We start from the raw sequence: 17,712 nt of genomic DNA on the forward strand, positions 1-17,712 counted from the left end.
TCCGCCAGCCGGCACGGTAGCGTCGTGGGATGCCCGTTCCCGCAGACTGGATCGAACACCGCAGGGGCGACCGCGAGCTGCTCGGCTGGGTCCGCCCGGAGGCGGAAGGCTTCGTCGTCGTCGACCTGCTCGGTCGTGAGAGGACGGATGCCGTCGATTGGCTGACCGCGGAGGAAACCCTCGACGCGCTCGGGATCGGTTATCTCGCCGACCCGTACGAGTTGCTGCTCGATGACGGCCGATGGCTACGGGTGCGCATCACCGAGGTGTCGACCGACGTGATCCGCGTGAAACGGGACGACTGGGGTGCGATCGACATCCCCTTGATCGAGTACACGGTGCCCTTCCCGATGCCCGGCACATTGCGCACCGTGGATCCACATCAGCCGGTCGAGCCCAACTGGCTCTGACGAGACGGGGCATCGGGGGCAGGCGAGTCAGAGCACTCCGGAGCCGAAGAGGATCCCGAAGACGACGCCCAGCACCACCACGATGCCGCCGAAGATGATCCCGAGGAGCGCTCCGAGGCCGATTCCCCGCTTCCGGCGGGTCCATCCGACGGAGGCAGCGGCAGCCTCGATGCGCGAGGAGTCGGTCAGGGTGTCGTATTCGAACCGCTGCGAGCCGATGCCTCCCGCCAGATCCGTTCCTTGCAGCTTCGCGCTGATCTTCATGCTGTCCATGCGCTGCACGATCATGACCGACGACTCGCTGGCGCCGGGAAGCTGCCAGCCAACGCCGAATGTCGTCACCTTGAGCCGGTAGGTCGAGGTCGCCGGATCGGCGATCACCCGGAACCGGAAGCTGCGACGCAGGCCGGAGGTGAGCGGCGGGTTTCCGGCGAGCGCGCTCGGCTCGACCGCCACCGTGAATCCGTCGGCGGTACGTTCGAACCCGTATACGGAGCCGCGGTACACGGTCTCGATGGCGTCCTGCAGTGCTACGAGCGACGCCGAGGTCTGCCCGGTGGTGTTCGTCATCGAGGCACCGTCAGTGCACGGTCCTGCCGACCCGAGGCAGGCATCAGCGCACCGTCTTGCGGGACGAGATCACTCCCGTGTCGAAGCCGAGGAGATGCAGGCCGCCATGGAAGCGGGCGTGCTCGATCTTGATACAGCGGTCCATGACAACGGTGAGGCCCTTCTCCTCGCCGTAGTAGGCGGCATCCTGGTTCCAGATGCCCAGCTGAACCCAGATGGTGGGAGCGCCGACCGCGACGACCTCGTCGATGACCTGCGGGATATCGCTGCCGCGGCGGAACACGTCGACGATGTCCGGCACCTCAGGCAGGTCCGCGAGCGACTTGTACGCGGGCTGGCCGAGGATGGTGTCCGCGTTCGGATTCACGAAGTACACCCGGTAGTCGCTTGACTGCTGCAGGTACGTGCCCACGAAGTAGCTGGAGCGCGACGGATTCGAGGATGCCCCGACGATCGCGACCGACTTCGCGCCGCGCAGCAGCTTGAGGCGCTGCTTGGCATCCGGTCCCGCCCACGTGCGCTGCGACTTCAGCAGCTTCGCCAGCGGGGAGTCCGCCGGCAGCTCGCAGCTCAGGCCGTTCGCCAGCTGGACCAGGGTCTCGTCGTGTGCCGCCGGCGCGGTATCCGTCACACTCATCGGTCCTCCTCGGATCGTGCTGTCGCGTCTGGACGCAAGGTTGCCATCATGCCCCCGTGGCCGCGGCGAGCGCCTGGTCGAGGTCGTAGATGATGTCGTCGGCGTCTTCGATGCCGACGGAGAGGCGCACGGAACCGGGCAGCACGCCTGCGTCGATGAGCTGCTGCTCGGTGAGCTGGGCGTGCGTGGTGGACGCCGGGTGGATGATCAGCGTCTTGGCGTCGCCGATGTTCGCGAGGTGGCTGGCCAGGTTCACCGACTCGATGAGCTTCTGGCCGACGGCACGGCCGCCTGCGACTTCGAAAGTGAAGACCGAGCTCGGTCCCTTGGGCAGGTACTTCTTGGCACGCTCGAAGTGCGGATGCGACTCCAGGCCCGCCCAGTGCACCGCCTCGATGCGCGGATCCGCCTCGAGCCACTGTGCAACGGTACGAGCGTTGTCGACGTGTGCCTGCATGCGGAACGGCAGCGTCTCGACGCCCTGGGCGAGGAGGAACGCGGAGTGCGGCGCCAGCGACGGCCCGATGTCGCGCAGCTGCTCGGCGCGCAGCCGGGTGAGGAACGCGTACTCGCCGAAGTTGCCGGACCATTGCAGTCCGCCGTAGCTCGGCACCGGCTGCCCGAAGAGCGGGAAGCGGTCGGAGTGCCAGTCGAAGCGGCCCGATTCCACGACCACGCCGCCGAGCGTCGTGCCGTGTCCGCCGAGGAACTTCGTCGCGGAGTGCACGACGACGTCGGCACCCCACTCGATCGGACGGTTCAGGTAGGGCGTGGCGATCGTCGAGTCGATGATGAGCGGGATGCCCGCAGCGTGTGCGACCTCCGCCAGGCCCTCGATGTCGGCGATCTCCCCCGACGGGTTGGCGATGGTCTCCGCGAAGATCAGCTTGGTCTTGTCGGTGATCGCTGCCGCGTAATCGGCCGGATCCGAGCTCTGGATGAACGTGGTCTCCACCCCGAAGCGCCGCAACGTGACGTCGAGCTGGGTGATCGATCCGCCGTACAGGTTCGCGGATGCCACGATGTGGTCGCCGGCACCGGCGAGCGACGCGAACGTGATGTACTGCGCCGACAGACCGGATGCCGTTGCCACGGCTCCGAGGCCGCCCTCCAGGCTCGCCACGCGCTCCTCGAAGCTCGCGACGGTCGGGTTGGCCAGGCGGGAGTAGATGTTGCCGTACTTCTGCAGGGCGAACCGGGCAGCGGCATCCGCCGTGTCGTCGAACACGAAAGCGCTCGACTGATAGATCGGGAGTGCCCGGGATCCGGTCACGGGGTCGGGGATATTGCCGGCATGGATCGCACGCGTGCGAAAGCCGAATTCGCGGTCTGCCACCCGGCTACCGTAGCGGAGCGTCACACTCCGTTCCGGCCGACGGCGTAACAGTCGGACATTGCGATGCATCGGGTCCGGGCATCGCGGCGTGTCGGACCCGGACATCGCGGTGCATCGGATCGCCGCGTGGGGGCGGATCGTGGATCGGGCTTTGCAAGTTAGGTAAGCCTTAGCTAATCTCTTGCCACGTGACCTCAGAACGCAACGCGCCGGGCTCGGACCGCGGACGCCGCTCTTCCGCCCTGGACGCGCTCGGCCTGACCATCGGATACGACAAGACGGTCGTCGTGCACGACGCCGACCTCTACCTCGCGCCCGGCCAGGTCACCGCGCTGATCGGGCCGAACGGAAGCGGCAAGTCGACCCTCCTGCGCGCCATCGCGCGGTTGCACGCGGCGAGTTCGGGCTCCGTCTCGCTCGTCGAGGGCGAGCGGCGGGACGACGCGCTCGCGCTCAGCCGCACCGAGTTCGCCAGACGGATCACGCTGCTCACCCAGAGCCGTCCGACGCCGTCCGGTGTCAGCGTGCGCGATGTCGTCGGCTTCGGCCGTCATCCCTATCGCAGGCGCTTCCGGTCCTCGGATCCGGAAGGTGCGGCGGCGATCGAGCACGCGATGCGGGTCACGGGGATCGAATCCGTCGCCGAGCGCGGCGTCGAGCAGCTCTCCGGGGGTCAGCTGCAGAGGGTGTGGCTCGCCAGCTGCATCGCGCAGGACACCGGCATCCTGCTGCTCGACGAACCGACGACCTACCTCGACCTCCGCTACCAGGTGGAGATCCTCGACCTGGTGCGCGAGCTTGCCGACATCCACGGCGTGACGGTCGGCCTCGTTCTCCACGACCTGGACCAGGCCGCCGCCATCGCGGACAGAGTCGTGCTGCTCGATGGCGGTCGCGTCGTGGCACACGGCGAGCCGCGAGACGTCTACGACGCCACCCTGCTCAGCACGACATACGGCATCCGCATCGAGATCGATGAGGATGCCGCGACCGGCACCCTGCGCACCCGTGCAGTCGGTGCTCACCATCTCCGACAGCGACACAGCAATGAAAGGCTCCTCCCCACCTCATGAAGCTCTCCAGAAGCAAGGTCGCGGTGGCCGCCGCGCTCGCCGTGGCGACCAGCATCGCCCTCTCCGCCTGCGGCACGACCCGCGCTGCCGTCGACGACAGCGTTGCGGCCAAGGGGTCGCTCTCGGTCACCGACGCACGGGGCACGACGGTGAAGCTGGACGGACCGGCGAAGCGCGTCGTGGCCACGGAGTGGGACGCCGTCGAGACGCTCGTGTCCGTCGGCGTGCAGCCCGTCGGCGTTGCCGACCCCAAGGGATATGCCGAATGGGACACGTCGGAGCCGCTCGAGGCGGGCGTGAAGGACATCGGCCAGCGCGGCGAGCCGAGTGTCGACACCGTCGCGGCCCTCGATCCCGATCTGGTCGTTGCGACCAGTGATCTGAGCGATTCCGCGATCGCGCAGCTGTCGAAGGTGGCGCCGGTCATCGTCGTGCGCTCGGCCAACGCCTCTCGTCAGGTCGACCAGATGCTCGACAATGTGAAACTCATCGCCACGGCGACGGGCACCCTGGAACAGGCCACCAAGAACATCGCGGCGTTCGAGAAGACCGTTGCCGACGGCAAGAAGAAGCTCGCGGCTGCGGGCCTCGGCGGGACGAAGTTCGCGTTCGCCGACGGTTGGCAGGAGGGCGATCAGGTCTCGATCCGTCCCTACGCGTCGGGATCGCTCATCGGCGACGTATCCGAGGAGCTCGGCCTGGTGAACGCCTGGACCATGAAGGGTGACAAGGACTACGGGCTCGCCTCGACCGACGTGGAGGGCCTCACCACGCTGGGCGACGTGAGATTCGCCTACATCAGCAACACAGCGGACGGGGGAGACCCGTTCGCCGACGGCCTCAAGGGCAACGCGGTCTGGAACGGTCTGCCGATGGTGCAGGACCACCACGTCTACAAGCTGCCGGACGGCATCTGGATGTTCGGCACCACCTCGGCGATGAGCGCCTACGTCGGCGCACTCGTCGACGCGTTGACCTCGAAGTAGCGAACATGGTCGACACGCAGACGCGCGCGGCGGTGGGCGTCACGACGTCCGCGCCGCCGCGCCGTCCGCCGGCGCGTCTGGTCGCTGCGGCTGTGGTGGCGGTGCTGGTGATCGCGGTTCTCGCGGCGATCGAGATCAGCCAGGGGACGGCATCCGTCTCGGTCGCGCAACTGTGGAATGCGGTCATCGGTCAGGGAACGGATGCCGCCACCGCCGTGCTCACCTCGTCACGGTTGCCGAGACTCGTCGCCGCGCTTCTGGTGGGTGTCACGCTCGGCACCGCTGGCGCTGCGCTGCAGTCCGTGTCGCGGAACGTGCTCGCCTCGCCGGACACGCTCGCGGTCAACGCCGGTGCCTACCTCGCCGTCGTGGCCGTCGCCGCGTTCGGGGTGGCGCTTCCCGTGCTTCCCACGGGGGCCGTGGCCTTCGCCGGCGGTCTGCTCGCTGCTGCGGTGGTGCTTGGCCTGTCGCGCGGCGGCTCTGGGCCCATCCGGCTCGTCCTCGCGGGATCCGCCCTCGAGCTGGCCCTTTCGGGACTGAGCGGCATGCTGCTCCTGCTGTACGCGCAACAGACCACCGGGCTGTTCGCCTGGGGGAACGGGACGCTGCTGCTGACGGCGATGAACGGCATCCTGCAGATGCTGCCCGTCGCGGTGGTCGGCGTTGTCGGCCTTCTCGTCATGGGACGCCGGCTGGACATCCTGTCCCTCGGAGACGACAGTGCGCGGATCGTCGGCGTGGCACCGGGGACGACACGGGCATGGGCCGTCGTGTTCGCCGTGCTGCTGTCGGCCGTCGCGGTCACCGTCGCCGGTCCGATCGGATTCGTCGGGCTGTGCGCTCCGGCCCTCGCGCGGCTGATCGCCCCGCGCGTTCCCGGCCTCGCCCGGCATCGGGCGTTCATTCCGTTCTCCGCGCTCGCCGGCGTCATCATCGTGCTCACCGCCGATGTGCTGCTCCGCGCGCTGTTCGGGGGTCAGGCGGGCACCGTCGTCCCGACCGGCGTGGTCACCACCGTCTTCGGAGCGATCGTGCTCGTCATCCTGGCCTACCGGGTGCGCGATGCGGGATCGACCCGCGACGACGCGGGACTGGCACGACTCCGCTCGCGTCGGGCGTTCGTCGTCACCATCGTCGTGGTCGCCGTCGCGATCCTGGGATCCCTTGTCGCGGCGGTGCTGCTCGGCGACGCGAAGCTCCTGATGGGCGATGTGGTCAACTGGCTGACCGGACACGCGGACCGCCTCATCAGCTTCGTCCTCGACACCCGCGTTCCGCGCGTCGTCGCTGCGCTGCTCGCCGGTGCCGCACTCGCCGTGGCCGGAACCGTCGTTCAGGCCGTCTCACGCAATCCGCTCGCCGAACCGGGCATCCTCGGCGTCTCCGGTGGAGCCGGCGTCGGAGCGATAGCGCTCATCACTGCCGTCCCTTTGGCGAGCTTCTGGCTGGTTGGCGCCGCGGCACTCGCGGGTGCCGCGATCGCGGCGGCCATCGTGTTCGGCCTCGCGGCCCGTCGTGGGCTCGAGCAGAACCGTCTCGTGCTGATCGGCATCGGCGTGTCGGCCGGTGCGTCGGCGCTGGTCTCGCTCCTGATCGTGCTGACGGATCCGTACAACGCGACCAAGGCTCTGACCTGGTTGTCCGGCTCCACGTACGGGCGAACGTTCCCGCAGCTGGTCCCGGTGCTCATCGCGCTCGCCATCGCGCTGCCGGTCCTGGCGTCGATGCGACGCGAGCTCGATCTCATCGGACTCGACGCGGACACCCCTTCGCTTCTCGGCATCGACCTGGTGCGAACACGCCTGGCGCTGCTGTGCGTCGCGGTGCTGCTGACGGCGGCCTCGGTGTCCGCCGTCGGCGTGATCGGTTTCGTCGGCCTCGTGGCGCCGCACGCGGCGCGCGGTCTCGTCGGTCGCAGCCACGCCAGGGTGGTGCCGGTCGCCGCGATGCTCGGTGCGTTGCTGGTGTGTGTCGCCGACACGGTCGGGCGCACCGTCATCGCGCCGGGCCAGATCCCGGTCGGTCTCGTCACGGCGGTGATCGGCGCGCCCTACCTCGTATGGCTGCTGTGGCGCTCGCGCTCGGAGGAGTGAGCACGGTGCGCTGCGCGTTCGGATCAGGATGCGGCGGCACCGCGCAGCGCTGCGACCAGAGCGTCCCCGTCGGGCACGCCGAGTCCCGTGCAGGCGTCCCATCCTGAGCGGGCCGCGTACGCGCCGTTGTTCCCGGTCACGATGTCGCGGAATCCCGGTGCGGTCGCCGTGGCCGTGGCATCCGGGTACAGCCGCATCGGCAGCAGGCCGACGCGGGATCCGGTGGCCTCCACCAGCCGCGCGACGAGTGCAGCCCAGAGCGGTGCGACGGCGCTGGTGCCGCCGATGACGGTGTCGGTGCCGTCGACGCGCACCTTGTAGCCGGTCTGCGGATCCGCGTCGCCCGCCACATCGGGCACGCCTCGGCCGGCGAACCCTGCGCTCGTCTTCGGCACACCGACGGCACCTTGCCACGACGGCACGCCGAACGAGTCGCTGACACCGCCGCCCGTCGCGCCGCGTCCGGATCCGTTGTTCCACACCACCTCGGAGGTGACACGGCCGGTCGCGGCGTCCGCGTTGAGACTCGTGCCGCCGCAGGCCAGGATGTGCGGGCTCGAGGCCGGGAAGTCGACGTGCGCCTTGCCGTCGCTCACGCGATCCGAGCTGCCGTCGTCGCCGGCCGCTGCCGTGACCGTGACGCCGAGTCCCGCGGCATCCACGAGAGCGTCGTCGAACGCCTGCCGTGCCTGGGCCGTCCACGCGTCCTCGCTCTCGCCCCAGCTGATGCTGATGGAATCCGGAGTGGGGTCGGCATGCGCTGCGCGGGTGACGGCATCCACGAATCCGGCGTCGGTGTTGGGCGCGAAGTACACCAGGATGTTCGCGGCGGGTGCGAGCGCGCCGATCACCTCGATGTCGAGGAGCACCTCGCCATCCGCTCCGTTCGGGTCACCGCCAGGAGCGTTCGCCGCGCCGTCGACCCCCACCGCTGTGACGCTGGGCGTCGGGATGCCGAGCTCGGAGAAGTACGCGTCGAGGTCGGCCTGGCCGAATCCTCCGCCGAGCTCGATGATCGAGATCGTGCGGCCGGTTCCGTCGGTGCCCTGCGGGAACTTGTACACGGAGCCGATCTGCGGAGGCGTGTAGCTGACGGCGGCCGCGGCCGACGCGATCGAGACGAAATGGGCCGTCGCCTGCGGACGATCGTCCAGCCCGAGCACCGCGACCACCCGTCCCTGCATGCCCTCGGGGAGTGCAAGCGTGCCGGTGCGCTGCCGGAAGCGCACCGTGCCGCCGGTGCCGCCGCCGCGCGGTTCGTGCTCCGCGGTCTCCAACGTGGCCCCGAACAGTTCGCGCACCACGCTGACCTTCGCCCGGATGCGGATGCGCCGCTCGCCCGCATCGACGCTGAGCACCTCTGCGCCGGCCGACTCCGCCTCGGCGACCACGGCATCGACATCGTCGGGGTCCGCACCGAACCGTCGCACGAACTCGTCGCGCGGGATCGGATTCGCCAGCACCTCGTCTGGCACCGGCTCGCGGCGCCGCAGCACGATGGTCGCCTCGATCGTCTCGTCGTCGGGGACCCGTCCGATGGTGGTGGCGGAGCCGAGCGCTGCCCGCTCGCTGCCCGGGAGTTCGTTGGTCGGCCGCGCCGGGCTGCCTGGCTGAGTCCCGCTGGTTCCGTGACCGCTGTTTGTGTGCTGTTCCTCGTTCGTCGAGTTCTCGTCGGGCGTCATGACTCCTGAGTACCACCAGGGCACGACAACGCCGCAAGGGCTTGCCACCGCGAGAACGTGGGAATCACGACGCGGGCTAGATCCAGCCGATGGTGCCGATGCCCGTCGGGAAGTTCTGCAGCCACATGTGCATCTGCCAGTACCAGAACGGAATCTGCATGCCTGTCCAGATCGGGTAGAAGAACACCGAGACCGCCGTGATCACGATGACGAACACGACGAGCAGGTTGATCCCCGTCGTTCGCCGGTAGCTGTCATCCGTGGGTTTGCCGATGATGAGCACGAACACCGCCGCGAGTGCGAGGTAGAGATACGGAGCGAACGCGATCGAGTAGAAGGTGAAGATCGTGCGGCCGGCGTACAGCATCCAGGGCAGGTATCCCGCGGCCAGGCCCATCAGGATGAACCCGTGCCGCCAGTCGCGGAAGCGGATCAGCCGGTACACCAGGTACAGCACGGCGGCGGTGCCGAGCCACCAGATGATCGGGTTGCCGAGGTCGGTGATCGCCGCGGAGCATCCGCCCCGAGAGGTGCAGCCGTCGACGCCGTACTTCGTGCCGACGTAGTACATGCTGGTCGGACGCAGCTGCAGCAGCCACGTGAGCGGATTCGACTGGTACGGGTGCGGTGTGTGCAGGTTGATCGAGTAGCCGTACATCTCGGCCTGGTAGTGCCACAGGTTCTGCGCCCAGTTCGGCACCCACGACAGCGGACCCGTCCAGGCGGCACCCGGTGTGGCCTGCACCCAGTCCCGGTAGTAGCCGCCCCTGGTGAAGATCCAGCCGGACCAGGTGGCCACATAGGTGACGAACGCGAGCGGCACCATGAGCACGAACGCGACGACCCCGCCCTTGAGGATCCCCGCCTCCGGCCAGAACGGCAGGCCGGCACGGCGCCTGGCGAGCAGATCGGTGATCAGCACGTACACGGCGAAGAACGCCAGGAAATAGAATCCGGTCCACTTCACTCCGGCGTCGAGCCCGAGCAGCAGCCCCGCGACGAGCAGCCAGGGGCGCCACCACAACCACGGACCCCAGCCGAGCGGATGCCCGGCCTCTTCACGCGCCGCGATCCACGCCGTCAGCCGCTTCTCGTGCCAGGAACGGTCGAGCAGGAGGCATCCGAAGGCGAGAAGGGCGAGGAACATCACCGAGTTGTCGAGGATCGCGACCCTGCTCATCACGATCGCGTTGCCGTCGATCGCCATGATGAATCCGGCGAGCGATGCGATCAGCGTGGAGCGGAACATTCGCTTCGCGATGAGCATCAACACCACGACCGCGAGGATGCCGACCACGGCGGTGGAGACGCGCCAGCCGACACTGTTCTCGGCGCCGAACACCGCGAGGCCCATCGCGATCATCCACTTGCCGAAGGGCGGATGCGCCACGAACTCCGGGTCGTCCGTGTACGAGTTCACGTCGCCGTCCGCGAACGCCTGATCGATGTTCGGCGGCCAGGCAGCCTCCCACCCCTTGTGCAGCAGGGTCCAGGCGTCCTTCACGTAGAAGGTCTCGTCGAACACGAGGGCGTGCGGATCCCCGAGCGCCCACAGCCGGGTCACCGCGGCGATGAGCGTGACGAGTGCCGGCAGCCCCCAGCCGTACCAGCGCAGCTTCGCCGGGGTGTTCACGAACCGTGCGAACCAGCGATCGAGCCACGATCCGGCGGCACCCAGCGCTGTCCGATGGTGGGCGACGCCTTCGGTCCCCGAGGCCGCGTGTTCTGCGTGGTCGGGCACCGCCGATCGAGAGGGCGCGGGGGCGTCAGTCACGACGGCAATGCTATGGGCGATTGAGGTGAGAGCGGTGCGAGCTTGCTCGGATCGCCGAGCCGATCGAGCCTGTGAGCGGCGCAGCCGCGATATGACTGGACACGTGATCATCCTCGCGGCGACTCCTATCGGCAATCTGGGCGATGCCTCCCGTCGGCTGGTGGAGGCGCTCGAGACGGCCACCGTCGTGGCAGCCGAAGACACGAGGGTCGCGCAGCGCCTGATGCAGGCGCTGGGCGTCGAGAACCGTCCGCGTCTGATGGCGCTGCACGACCACAACGAACGCGAGAAGTCGGCCGACCTCGTCGAGCTCGCGCGCGACGCCGACCTGCTCGTGCTGTCGGATGCCGGCATGCCGACGGTCTCCGACCCCGGTTTCCACCTGGTGTCGGCGGCCATCGCTGCTGGCGTGACGGTCACCGCGATCCCAGGGCCGAGCGCGGTGCTCACGGCGCTCGCCGTCTCCGGCCTGCCGACGGACCGGTTCACCTTCGAGGGGTTCCTGCCGCGCAAGGCGGGGGAGCGCGCATCCGCTCTGGGATCCCTGGCCGACGAGCGCCGCACCATGGTGTTCTTCGAGTCGCCGAACCGGCTCGCGGACTCACTCCGGGCCATGGCGCACGCGTTCGGTGCGTCACGTCGCATCGTCGTCTGCCGTGAGTTGACGAAGCTGCACGAGGAGGTGCGCCACGGCACGGCCGAGGAGCTCGCATCCTGGGCGGATGAGGGTGTGCGCGGCGAGATCGTCGTCGTGGTCGCCGGCGCGGTGCCGCGCGCGGTCGACCTGGACACGGCCGTTCAACAGGTGCTGCTGCTCACTGCCACGGAGAGTCTGAAGGATGCCTCGGCCTCCGTCGCCGCAGCCACCGGCCTGTCCCGTCGCACCCTGTACGAGGCGGCGCTGCGCGCCCGCACGCGCTAGCCGCGCGCCGACCCCGCTCCCGCAGCGCGCCGACCCCGCTTCCCGCTGACCCTCTCCGGTTCTGCGCGGAAGCGTTCCGAAAACCGGAGTGATCGCGCTCTCGTTGCGAATACCGAAGGAAAGCTCCGGTACTGGACGCCGGCTCCGGTTTTCGGTACGTGGGGATCGGTGTGCAGAGCATCGGTGTGCAGAGCATCTGCGGTGCAGACGGATCGGTGACGGAGCGGGATCGGCGCAGAGAGAACGGGTCTGCGCCGTGCAGCCGACGCACCATTTACATCCCGGAAACTCAAAGGCGACAGCCGGAAACATCGCGCCAATACGGTCGACTCAACGCCGGCGCGTCACCCATACGAGGGCCAGATCCCGAGGATCAGCTCCCGACCTGCGGATGACGAGGACCGGCCGCGACTCGAACGAGAAAGGCGGAACTCCGTGACCGATGAAACGATCCAGCAACCCCTCTCCAGCACCTCGCGGCGGCGCTTCCTGCAGGCTGTCGGTGCCGGGTCAAGCGCCGGCGTGCTCTTCGCAACGATGGGAGCAATGGGCCTTGCGCCGGCACAGGCATCCCAGCCGTCCGCCGGCTCGTGGACGCCTCCGAAGGGCAGCGACTTCACGCTGACCGGCCGCGGGAGGAAGAAGGTCGTGATCGTCGGCGCAGGTCCCGCGGGTCTCACATCCGCATACGAGTTGCAGAAGGCCGGCTATTCGGTCACGGTGCTGGAGGCCAGGCACCGTCCAGGTGGTCGCACCCTCACGATGCGCGGCGGCGACTCGGAGACCGACATCAACGGGGTGACCCAGACGGCACGTTTCGGCGACGGCATCTACATGAACTGCGGTGCAGGTCGCATCGCGCAGTGGATGACCACGCTCGACTACATCCGCGAGCTCGGCGTGCCCTACGAGGTGTTCACCAACGCGAACGCGGATGCCTACATCTACAACGAGAACAGCGGAGCGACTCCGGGGCACCCGGTGCGCTATCGCACGGCCAAGGCGGATGTCTTCGGCTACACCTCCGAGATGCTGAACTACGCGACCGACCAGGGCGCGCTCGACCAGCAGCTCACCGCGGAGGACAAGGCCAACCTCAAATCGTTCCTGCGCAGCTGGGGCGCGCTCGACTCCACCGGGGCGTACACCGGCTCCGACAACCGGGGATTCTCGACGTATCCGACGGCGTGGAACGCCGAGTCGGCGCAGCTGCCGGGCTTCGACAGCGCCTCGGCAGCACTGGCTTCGAAGGTCGGCAATTACTTCTCGTTCGAGACGAGCTGGGAGCAGGCGATGCTCATGTTCCAGCCCAAAGGCGGCATGGACACCACCTGGCGGTACATGGTGAAGGCGATCGGCCAGGAGAAGGTCAAGTTCAACTCGCCGGTCACGGGTGTGCAAAACACCCCGAACGGAGTGACGGTCACCTACACGGCCGGCGGTCGCTCCCACCAGATCGACGCCGACTATGCGATCGTCGCAGCCCCGGCCCAGCTCATGCGCGGCTGGAAGAACAACTGGGGGACGGCGATCGATGCGGCCCTCGGCGAGTTCGCGATCGGCGGTGCGGTGGGGAAGATCGGCCTGGAGTACAAGTCCCGCTGGTGGGAGGACGACCACCGCATCTTCGGCGGCATCACCGAGACCGACATGGACCTCGACCACATCTGGTATCCGTCGTACGGATACGGCGAGAAGACGGGCCTGGTGATCGGCTACTACAACACGGGCAGCCACGCGAAGACCTACAGTGCACTCTCCCCGAAGGATCGGGAGACCAGAGCTGTCGCGCAGGGCGTGAAGATCCACGGCGACAAGTACCGCACCGAGCTGAAGTCGTCGTTCTCGATCTCGTGGGACAAGGTGCCGTACATCCAGGGTGCATGGGCGTATCCGAACCTCGAGTCGAACGGTTTCAAGCTCCTGCAGAAGGGCGCGGGCAACACGTTCTTCGCCGGAGACTGGATGTCCGAGGTGTCGGCCTGGCAGCACGGCGCCATCTGGTCGGCGCGCTACGCGGTGCAGGCGTTGCACGCGAAGGCGCTCGCCGTGTAGCGGTCCGCCTCCGGGACTCTGCGCATCCGAGTGGATGCCAGGGGCCACGTTCCGAAAACCGGAGTGATCGCGCTCTCGGTGCGAATACCGAAGGAAAGCTCCGGTATCGGGGGCCGGCTCCGGTTTTCGGAACGCCCGTGAGCAGCGAGCTCGCGAGCAGCATCGGCCCGTGAGCAGCGCGGCGGCCGGGCAGAATGGAGGGGTGAAACAACCCAAGGGCGCGCTGCTTGTCGGCAGTGTCAACTACGACGACGCGGAGACGACCATGCGGCAGGCAGCCGGGATCCTCGGCGACCGTCTCAAGCGGATCCCGGACGGCGAGCCCGGCAAGCGGTTCCACTGGATCATGTTCCAGCCGGATGTGCTGGGTCAGGCCGACGGGATCGAGCGGGTGGGCGAGCATCCGGTTCCGCTTCGCATGCTGGATGCCCGTCCGTTGCGCATCGCCGACGGCGTCGACCCCGCCGATCTGACGCTGCCGCCGCTCGGCTATGCCGAGGCCGCCGAGGAGTCGTACGCGATCTTCCGTCGTCTGCGCGACGAGGGCGTGATCCCTGCCGGCACCCGGTTCCAGGTGTCGTTGCCGACGCCGCTCGCCGTGGTCGGCGCCTTCTTCCCGCCCGAGCAGCGGGCGCGCTTCGAGCCGGTGTACCGCGAGGCGATGTACCGGGAGCTCGACGCGATCCTGGATGCCATCCCGCACGACGACCTCGCGATCCAGTGGGACAACGCTGTCGAGTTCGGCATCATCGAGGACATCGTGCACCGGGGCGGATACGGAGCCGAATCGTGGTGGGGCGACGACGTCTGGGCGGGGCTCACCGAGCGATCCGCCGACCAGGCGTCCCGCGTGCCCGCCGATGTCGAGGTGGGCTTCCACCTCTGTTACGGCGACGTCGCCGAGAAGCACTTCATCGAGCCGACCGACGCCGGCAATCTGGTGCGCTTCGCGAACATGCTGACGGATGCCGTCACCCGCCCGATCACGTGGATCCACCTTCCGGTGCCGATCGAGCGCGACGACGACGCCTACTTCGCCCCACTGGACGACCTCCGCCTGCACGCGGACACGGAGCTCCACCTCGGGCTCATCCACCGCGAGGACGGGGACGAGGGCGCACGGCGTCGGATCGCCGCCGCGCTGCCTCACGCGTCCGTCTTCGGTGTGGCGACGGAGTGCGGCATCGGACGCGCGCCGGAGGGCTCGACCGAGGGGATCCTGCGAACGCACGCCGACGTCTCAACGGCCTGGTAGTACCGCCTCGTAGTGCTGTCTGGTCGCGGCACGTCGTGGCCCTTTCTGCCGGACGGATGCCGCATCCGTCTCCAGGACCAGGGGACGTGCCATCGCCCCGATCGGTCCTTGGAGGGCTGTCGTCCTGAATGAGGCCGGCGTCACCGGCGATGGAACCGCACCCAGGCATCCGCCGGAACGTCGGGCCGGCCGGGGACGGCGATGTGCTCGAGGACGAAGTGCGGATCCAGCCGTGCGGCCACCCGTGGCCAGAACACGGACGCCGCCGTGTTCGCGTCCTGGAACGCGACGGCCCACGGTCCTGGATGCTGTGCCGTGATCGTCTCGACGGCAGCCGTCCCATGGCCGCCACGGCGGGCAGGGTTCACCAGGAAGAAGCTGTTGATGACGCGTTCCTCGGCGTCGAGGCCGCGGACGAGCGCGAATCCAGCTGGCGCCTCTTCGATGCGGAAGAGATATCCGATCCATCCGGATTCCGACGGGTCGAGCGCTGCGTCGAGACGCTCCTGCCGGTAGCGGCCGGAGGCGCCGGGGAACGCGCCGCTGTACGCGGACATCTCGTGACGGAACAGCTGCCACAGGCGTTCGAGCACGCCCAGATCGCCGCTGTCCGCGGTCGAGATGACGAGGGGTGCGGGGACGGACGATGTGGTCAAGCGGTCGGGAGTCTGTGAAGCGCTCATACACGAAAGCCTCCACCGGATCCGGCGGAGGCTGATGTCGTCATCATATCGGTCGGATCGCCCAGCCGTCGAGGCGGGATCGCCTGAGCTGTCATCGACGTCGCCGCGCGAGCACTTCGTCGGAGGGCGTGTTTCGCTCGGCGTGGCCCCTCGAACGCAACGCGCTACCTCTACCGATTTCCATGGCGACAGGTTACATTAACCTATTATGGCGTATCCGGAAATCCTGATCCTGCGACACCTGTCCCGGCGTCCGGCCCATGGCTACGAGCTGCGCAAGCGCATCGAGGAGACGACCGGTGTCGTCATCAACAACAACTCGCTCTATCCGGCGCTGCGACGGTTCGTCGAGGCGGGGGCCGTGAGTATGACGGTCGAGCAGCAGGAATCCCGGCCTCCTCGCCACATCTACGAGCTGACGGATGTCGGCCGCGAGCTCCTGCACGACCTCATCGCCGAACTGCCGGCCGCCCAGGCAGGGGACGACCTGGAGTTCCTCACGCGCCTCGGCCAGTTCTCCTTCCTCGACCCGGAGGAGCGGATGGCCATCCTGGATGTGCGGATCGCCGCCCTCACGACACTCGCCGGCCGCCTGGAGCGACTCTCCGGCAAGACGTCGGGGGAGTACTGGAGCTCTGCCGTCGTCGAACGCTCGCGCGAGGCGACGGATCACGAGTTGCAGTGGCTCGCCTCGTTGAGGGTGAAGGCGGCTGAGCCGTGACCACCGCTCCGGCACGCCGGCTCGGCGTCGTCAGCCAGTACGCCCTGCTCGCCGGTCCGCTCCTGTCGATGCTGGACTCGAGCATCGTCAACGTGGCGATCGCGCCCATCGCCGCCCAGTTGCACTCTGGACTCGCGACGGTGCAGCGGGTGTCCAGCGGCTATCTTCTGTCGCTCGGCACGGGACTCGCCCTCACCTCGACGCTCGCTCGTCGTTTCGGAACGCTGCGCGTCTATTCGATCGGCGTGATCGCGTTCACCCTGACCTCGCTGCTCTGCGCGCTGGCGCCGACCATCGAGATGCTGATCGCGGCTCGCGTGCTGCAGGGCCTGTCCGGCGCAACGTTGGTGCCCCTTGCCATGGGCATGCTGATGGGATCCAGCGGCATGTCTCGCCGCATCTCACCGCTCGCGGGGATGCTGCTCTTCCTGGGACCGGCACTCGGTCCGAGCCTCGGCGGCCTGCTGATCGGCGCGTTCGGCTGGCGCTCGATCTTCCTCATCAACGTGCCCATCGGCATCCTGGCCGTTCTCGCCATGCGAGTCGTGCCGAAGGAACTCGCACCGCCCGCCAGCCCTGACGAGCGCTTCGACGTGCTCGGAACGCTCTTGCTCGCCCCTGGCCTCTTCGGCGTGCTGTTCGGCCTCGACCGCGGCGCGAGCGCCGGCTGGAGTGGAGCGGATGTCTGGCTCCCGGTCATCCTCGGGGCCGCGCTTCTCGCCGCCTACGGTCTGCATCTGCGCCGCACGGATCACCCGGCACTGGATCTGCGCATCCTGAAGGATCGCGACGCCGCACTCTCCTTCGCGCTGTGCGCAGCCGCCTCCGTCGCCGCGCGGTCGATCGTGTTCCTGCTTCCCGTCTTCCTCCAGGCCGTTCAGGGACACTCCGCGGTCGCGACCGGGCTCGCGCTGCTGCCGCAGGGCATCCTCACCGGCCTGGGCACCGTCCTCGGGCAGCGCGCCGCCGAGCGTTTCGGTGTGCGGATGGTCGTCCTGAGCGGATTCGTCGTGCTCGTGGTCGCCAGTCTCGGCCTCCTCGCCGTGAACGCCACGACTCCGCTCTGGGTCACCTCGCTCGTGCTCGCTGCACGGTCCGCCGCCATCGGACTGGTCGTGACTCCGTTGCTCACACTGGTCAACCTCCGCCTTCCGCAGAACGAGCAGGCCGACGCGAACACCGCCTTCAACGTGGTGCAGCGGATCGCCGGGTCCCTCGGCATCGGCCTGATCGCGAACCTGTTCACCACGCAGAGCCTGGCCGTCGGGCCGGTCCCCGCGCTGCACCAGGTGGCGGTCATCGTCGCTGCGCTGGCCGGGGCGGCAGCCGTCGCCTCGCTCTTCCTGCCGTCGCTGCACGGTCCGGCCGGCACCGCGGCGAAAGCCGCCTGAACCTGTCGCGGGAAGGCGCCGTCGGGGGCGCTGTGTCCCGGCACGCTCCGTCGCGGGGAGCGCGCTGTCGCATGTCTCGCGATGCCTCCGCCTGGGAGGCGCGCCGAACAGCTGCCGCGCGCGT

Annotated in this window: 15 protein-coding genes; 9 read left to right on the forward strand and 6 right to left on the reverse strand. The window is 68.6% G+C overall.

All coding sequences use genetic code 11. From position 1 onward, the window contains the following. The first annotated feature begins 29 nt into the window (after positions 1-29). A complete protein-coding gene (locus ACX9R5_RS08885) occupies positions 30-410 on the forward strand; it encodes a hypothetical protein (RefSeq protein ID WP_459408618.1) in 381 nt (126 codons plus the stop codon). 27 nt (positions 411-437) lie between these two features. Here the strand turns inward: ACX9R5_RS08885 and ACX9R5_RS08890 are convergent, their stop codons facing one another. The 3 genes from ACX9R5_RS08890 to ACX9R5_RS08900 are packed head-to-tail and all read right to left on the reverse strand — an operon-like array spanning position 438 to position 2,953. Continuing rightward, positions 438-980: a hypothetical protein gene (locus tag ACX9R5_RS08890; RefSeq protein ID WP_459408619.1), complete on the reverse strand. Its 543-nt coding sequence runs from the start codon at positions 978-980 to the stop codon at positions 438-440. Positions 981-1,023: 43 nt separating this feature from the next. Further along, on the reverse strand, positions 1,024-1,617 hold the full coding sequence (locus tag ACX9R5_RS08895; RefSeq protein WP_459408620.1) for a CoA-binding protein: 594 nt from the start codon (positions 1,615-1,617) through the stop codon (positions 1,024-1,026). A gap of 46 nt (positions 1,618-1,663) precedes the next feature. Further along, positions 1,664-2,953, reverse strand: a complete 1,290-nt coding sequence (locus tag ACX9R5_RS08900) for an O-acetylhomoserine aminocarboxypropyltransferase/cysteine synthase family protein (RefSeq protein WP_459408621.1) — start codon at positions 2,951-2,953, stop codon at positions 1,664-1,666. A 188-nt stretch (positions 2,954-3,141) separates the two neighbouring features. Between ACX9R5_RS08900 and ACX9R5_RS08905 the strand changes: the two genes are divergently transcribed. From ACX9R5_RS08905 to ACX9R5_RS08915, 3 genes are read left to right on the forward strand one after another with little or no spacing between them, the layout of a single operon-like run. Then, positions 3,142-4,026, forward strand: coding sequence for an ABC transporter ATP-binding protein (locus ACX9R5_RS08905; protein WP_459408622.1), 885 nt, complete (start codon positions 3,142-3,144; stop codon positions 4,024-4,026). Then, a complete protein-coding gene (locus ACX9R5_RS08910) occupies positions 4,023-5,012 on the forward strand; it encodes an ABC transporter substrate-binding protein (RefSeq protein ID WP_459408623.1) in 990 nt (329 codons plus the stop codon). The genes ACX9R5_RS08905 and ACX9R5_RS08910 overlap by 4 nt, the downstream gene beginning before the upstream one ends. 5 nt (positions 5,013-5,017) lie before the next feature. After that, positions 5,018-7,105 carry an iron ABC transporter permease gene (locus ACX9R5_RS08915; RefSeq protein WP_459408624.1) on the forward strand — a complete coding sequence of 696 codons (2,088 nt, stop codon included), beginning with the start codon at positions 5,018-5,020 and terminating at the stop codon, positions 7,103-7,105. A 23-nt stretch (positions 7,106-7,128) separates the two neighbouring features. Here the strand turns inward: ACX9R5_RS08915 and ACX9R5_RS08920 are convergent, their stop codons facing one another. Both ACX9R5_RS08920 and ACX9R5_RS08925 read right to left on the reverse strand, forming a co-directional pair. Further along, positions 7,129-8,787 (reverse strand): S53 family peptidase, encoded by a 1,659-nt coding sequence (locus ACX9R5_RS08920; protein ID WP_459408625.1) that lies wholly within the window; start codon positions 8,785-8,787, stop codon positions 7,129-7,131. Between the two features lie 76 nt (positions 8,788-8,863). Next, positions 8,864-10,561 carry a dolichyl-phosphate-mannose--protein mannosyltransferase gene (locus ACX9R5_RS08925; RefSeq protein WP_459408626.1) on the reverse strand — a complete coding sequence of 566 codons (1,698 nt, stop codon included), beginning with the start codon at positions 10,559-10,561 and terminating at the stop codon, positions 8,864-8,866. Positions 10,562-10,664: 103 nt separating this feature from the next. Here ACX9R5_RS08925 and rsmI point away from each other — a divergent pair, with 103 nt between their 5' ends. From rsmI to ACX9R5_RS08940, 3 genes are all read left to right on the forward strand, one after another. Beyond that, a complete protein-coding gene (gene rsmI / locus ACX9R5_RS08930; protein WP_459408627.1) occupies positions 10,665-11,483 on the forward strand; it encodes a 16S rRNA (cytidine(1402)-2'-O)-methyltransferase in 819 nt (272 codons plus the stop codon). A 435-nt stretch (positions 11,484-11,918) separates the two neighbouring features. Next, positions 11,919-13,538 carry a flavin monoamine oxidase family protein gene (locus tag ACX9R5_RS08935; RefSeq protein ID WP_459408628.1) on the forward strand — a complete coding sequence of 540 codons (1,620 nt, stop codon included), beginning with the start codon at positions 11,919-11,921 and terminating at the stop codon, positions 13,536-13,538. Between the two features lie 202 nt (positions 13,539-13,740). Continuing rightward, positions 13,741-14,793, forward strand: coding sequence for a hypothetical protein (locus ACX9R5_RS08940; RefSeq protein WP_459408629.1), 1,053 nt, complete (start codon positions 13,741-13,743; stop codon positions 14,791-14,793). A gap of 140 nt (positions 14,794-14,933) precedes the next feature. On the opposite strand, the gene ACX9R5_RS08945 is transcribed toward ACX9R5_RS08940, so the two are convergent. After that, positions 14,934-15,449 carry a GNAT family N-acetyltransferase gene (locus tag ACX9R5_RS08945; RefSeq protein ID WP_459408630.1) on the reverse strand — a complete coding sequence of 172 codons (516 nt, stop codon included), beginning with the start codon at positions 15,447-15,449 and terminating at the stop codon, positions 14,934-14,936. Positions 15,450-15,684: 235 nt separating this feature from the next. Between ACX9R5_RS08945 and ACX9R5_RS08950 the strand changes: the two genes are divergently transcribed. Together ACX9R5_RS08950 and ACX9R5_RS08955 are read left to right on the forward strand one after the other, a co-directional pair. Continuing rightward, a complete protein-coding gene (locus ACX9R5_RS08950; RefSeq protein WP_459408631.1) occupies positions 15,685-16,197 on the forward strand; it encodes a PadR family transcriptional regulator in 513 nt (170 codons plus the stop codon). Next, on the forward strand, positions 16,194-17,588 hold the full coding sequence (locus ACX9R5_RS08955; protein WP_459408632.1) for a DHA2 family efflux MFS transporter permease subunit: 1,395 nt from the start codon (positions 16,194-16,196) through the stop codon (positions 17,586-17,588). The genes ACX9R5_RS08950 and ACX9R5_RS08955 overlap by 4 nt, the downstream gene beginning before the upstream one ends. Positions 17,589-17,712: the final 124 nt, after the last annotated feature.

Source organism: Rathayibacter sp. CAU 1779, assembly GCF_054551755.1.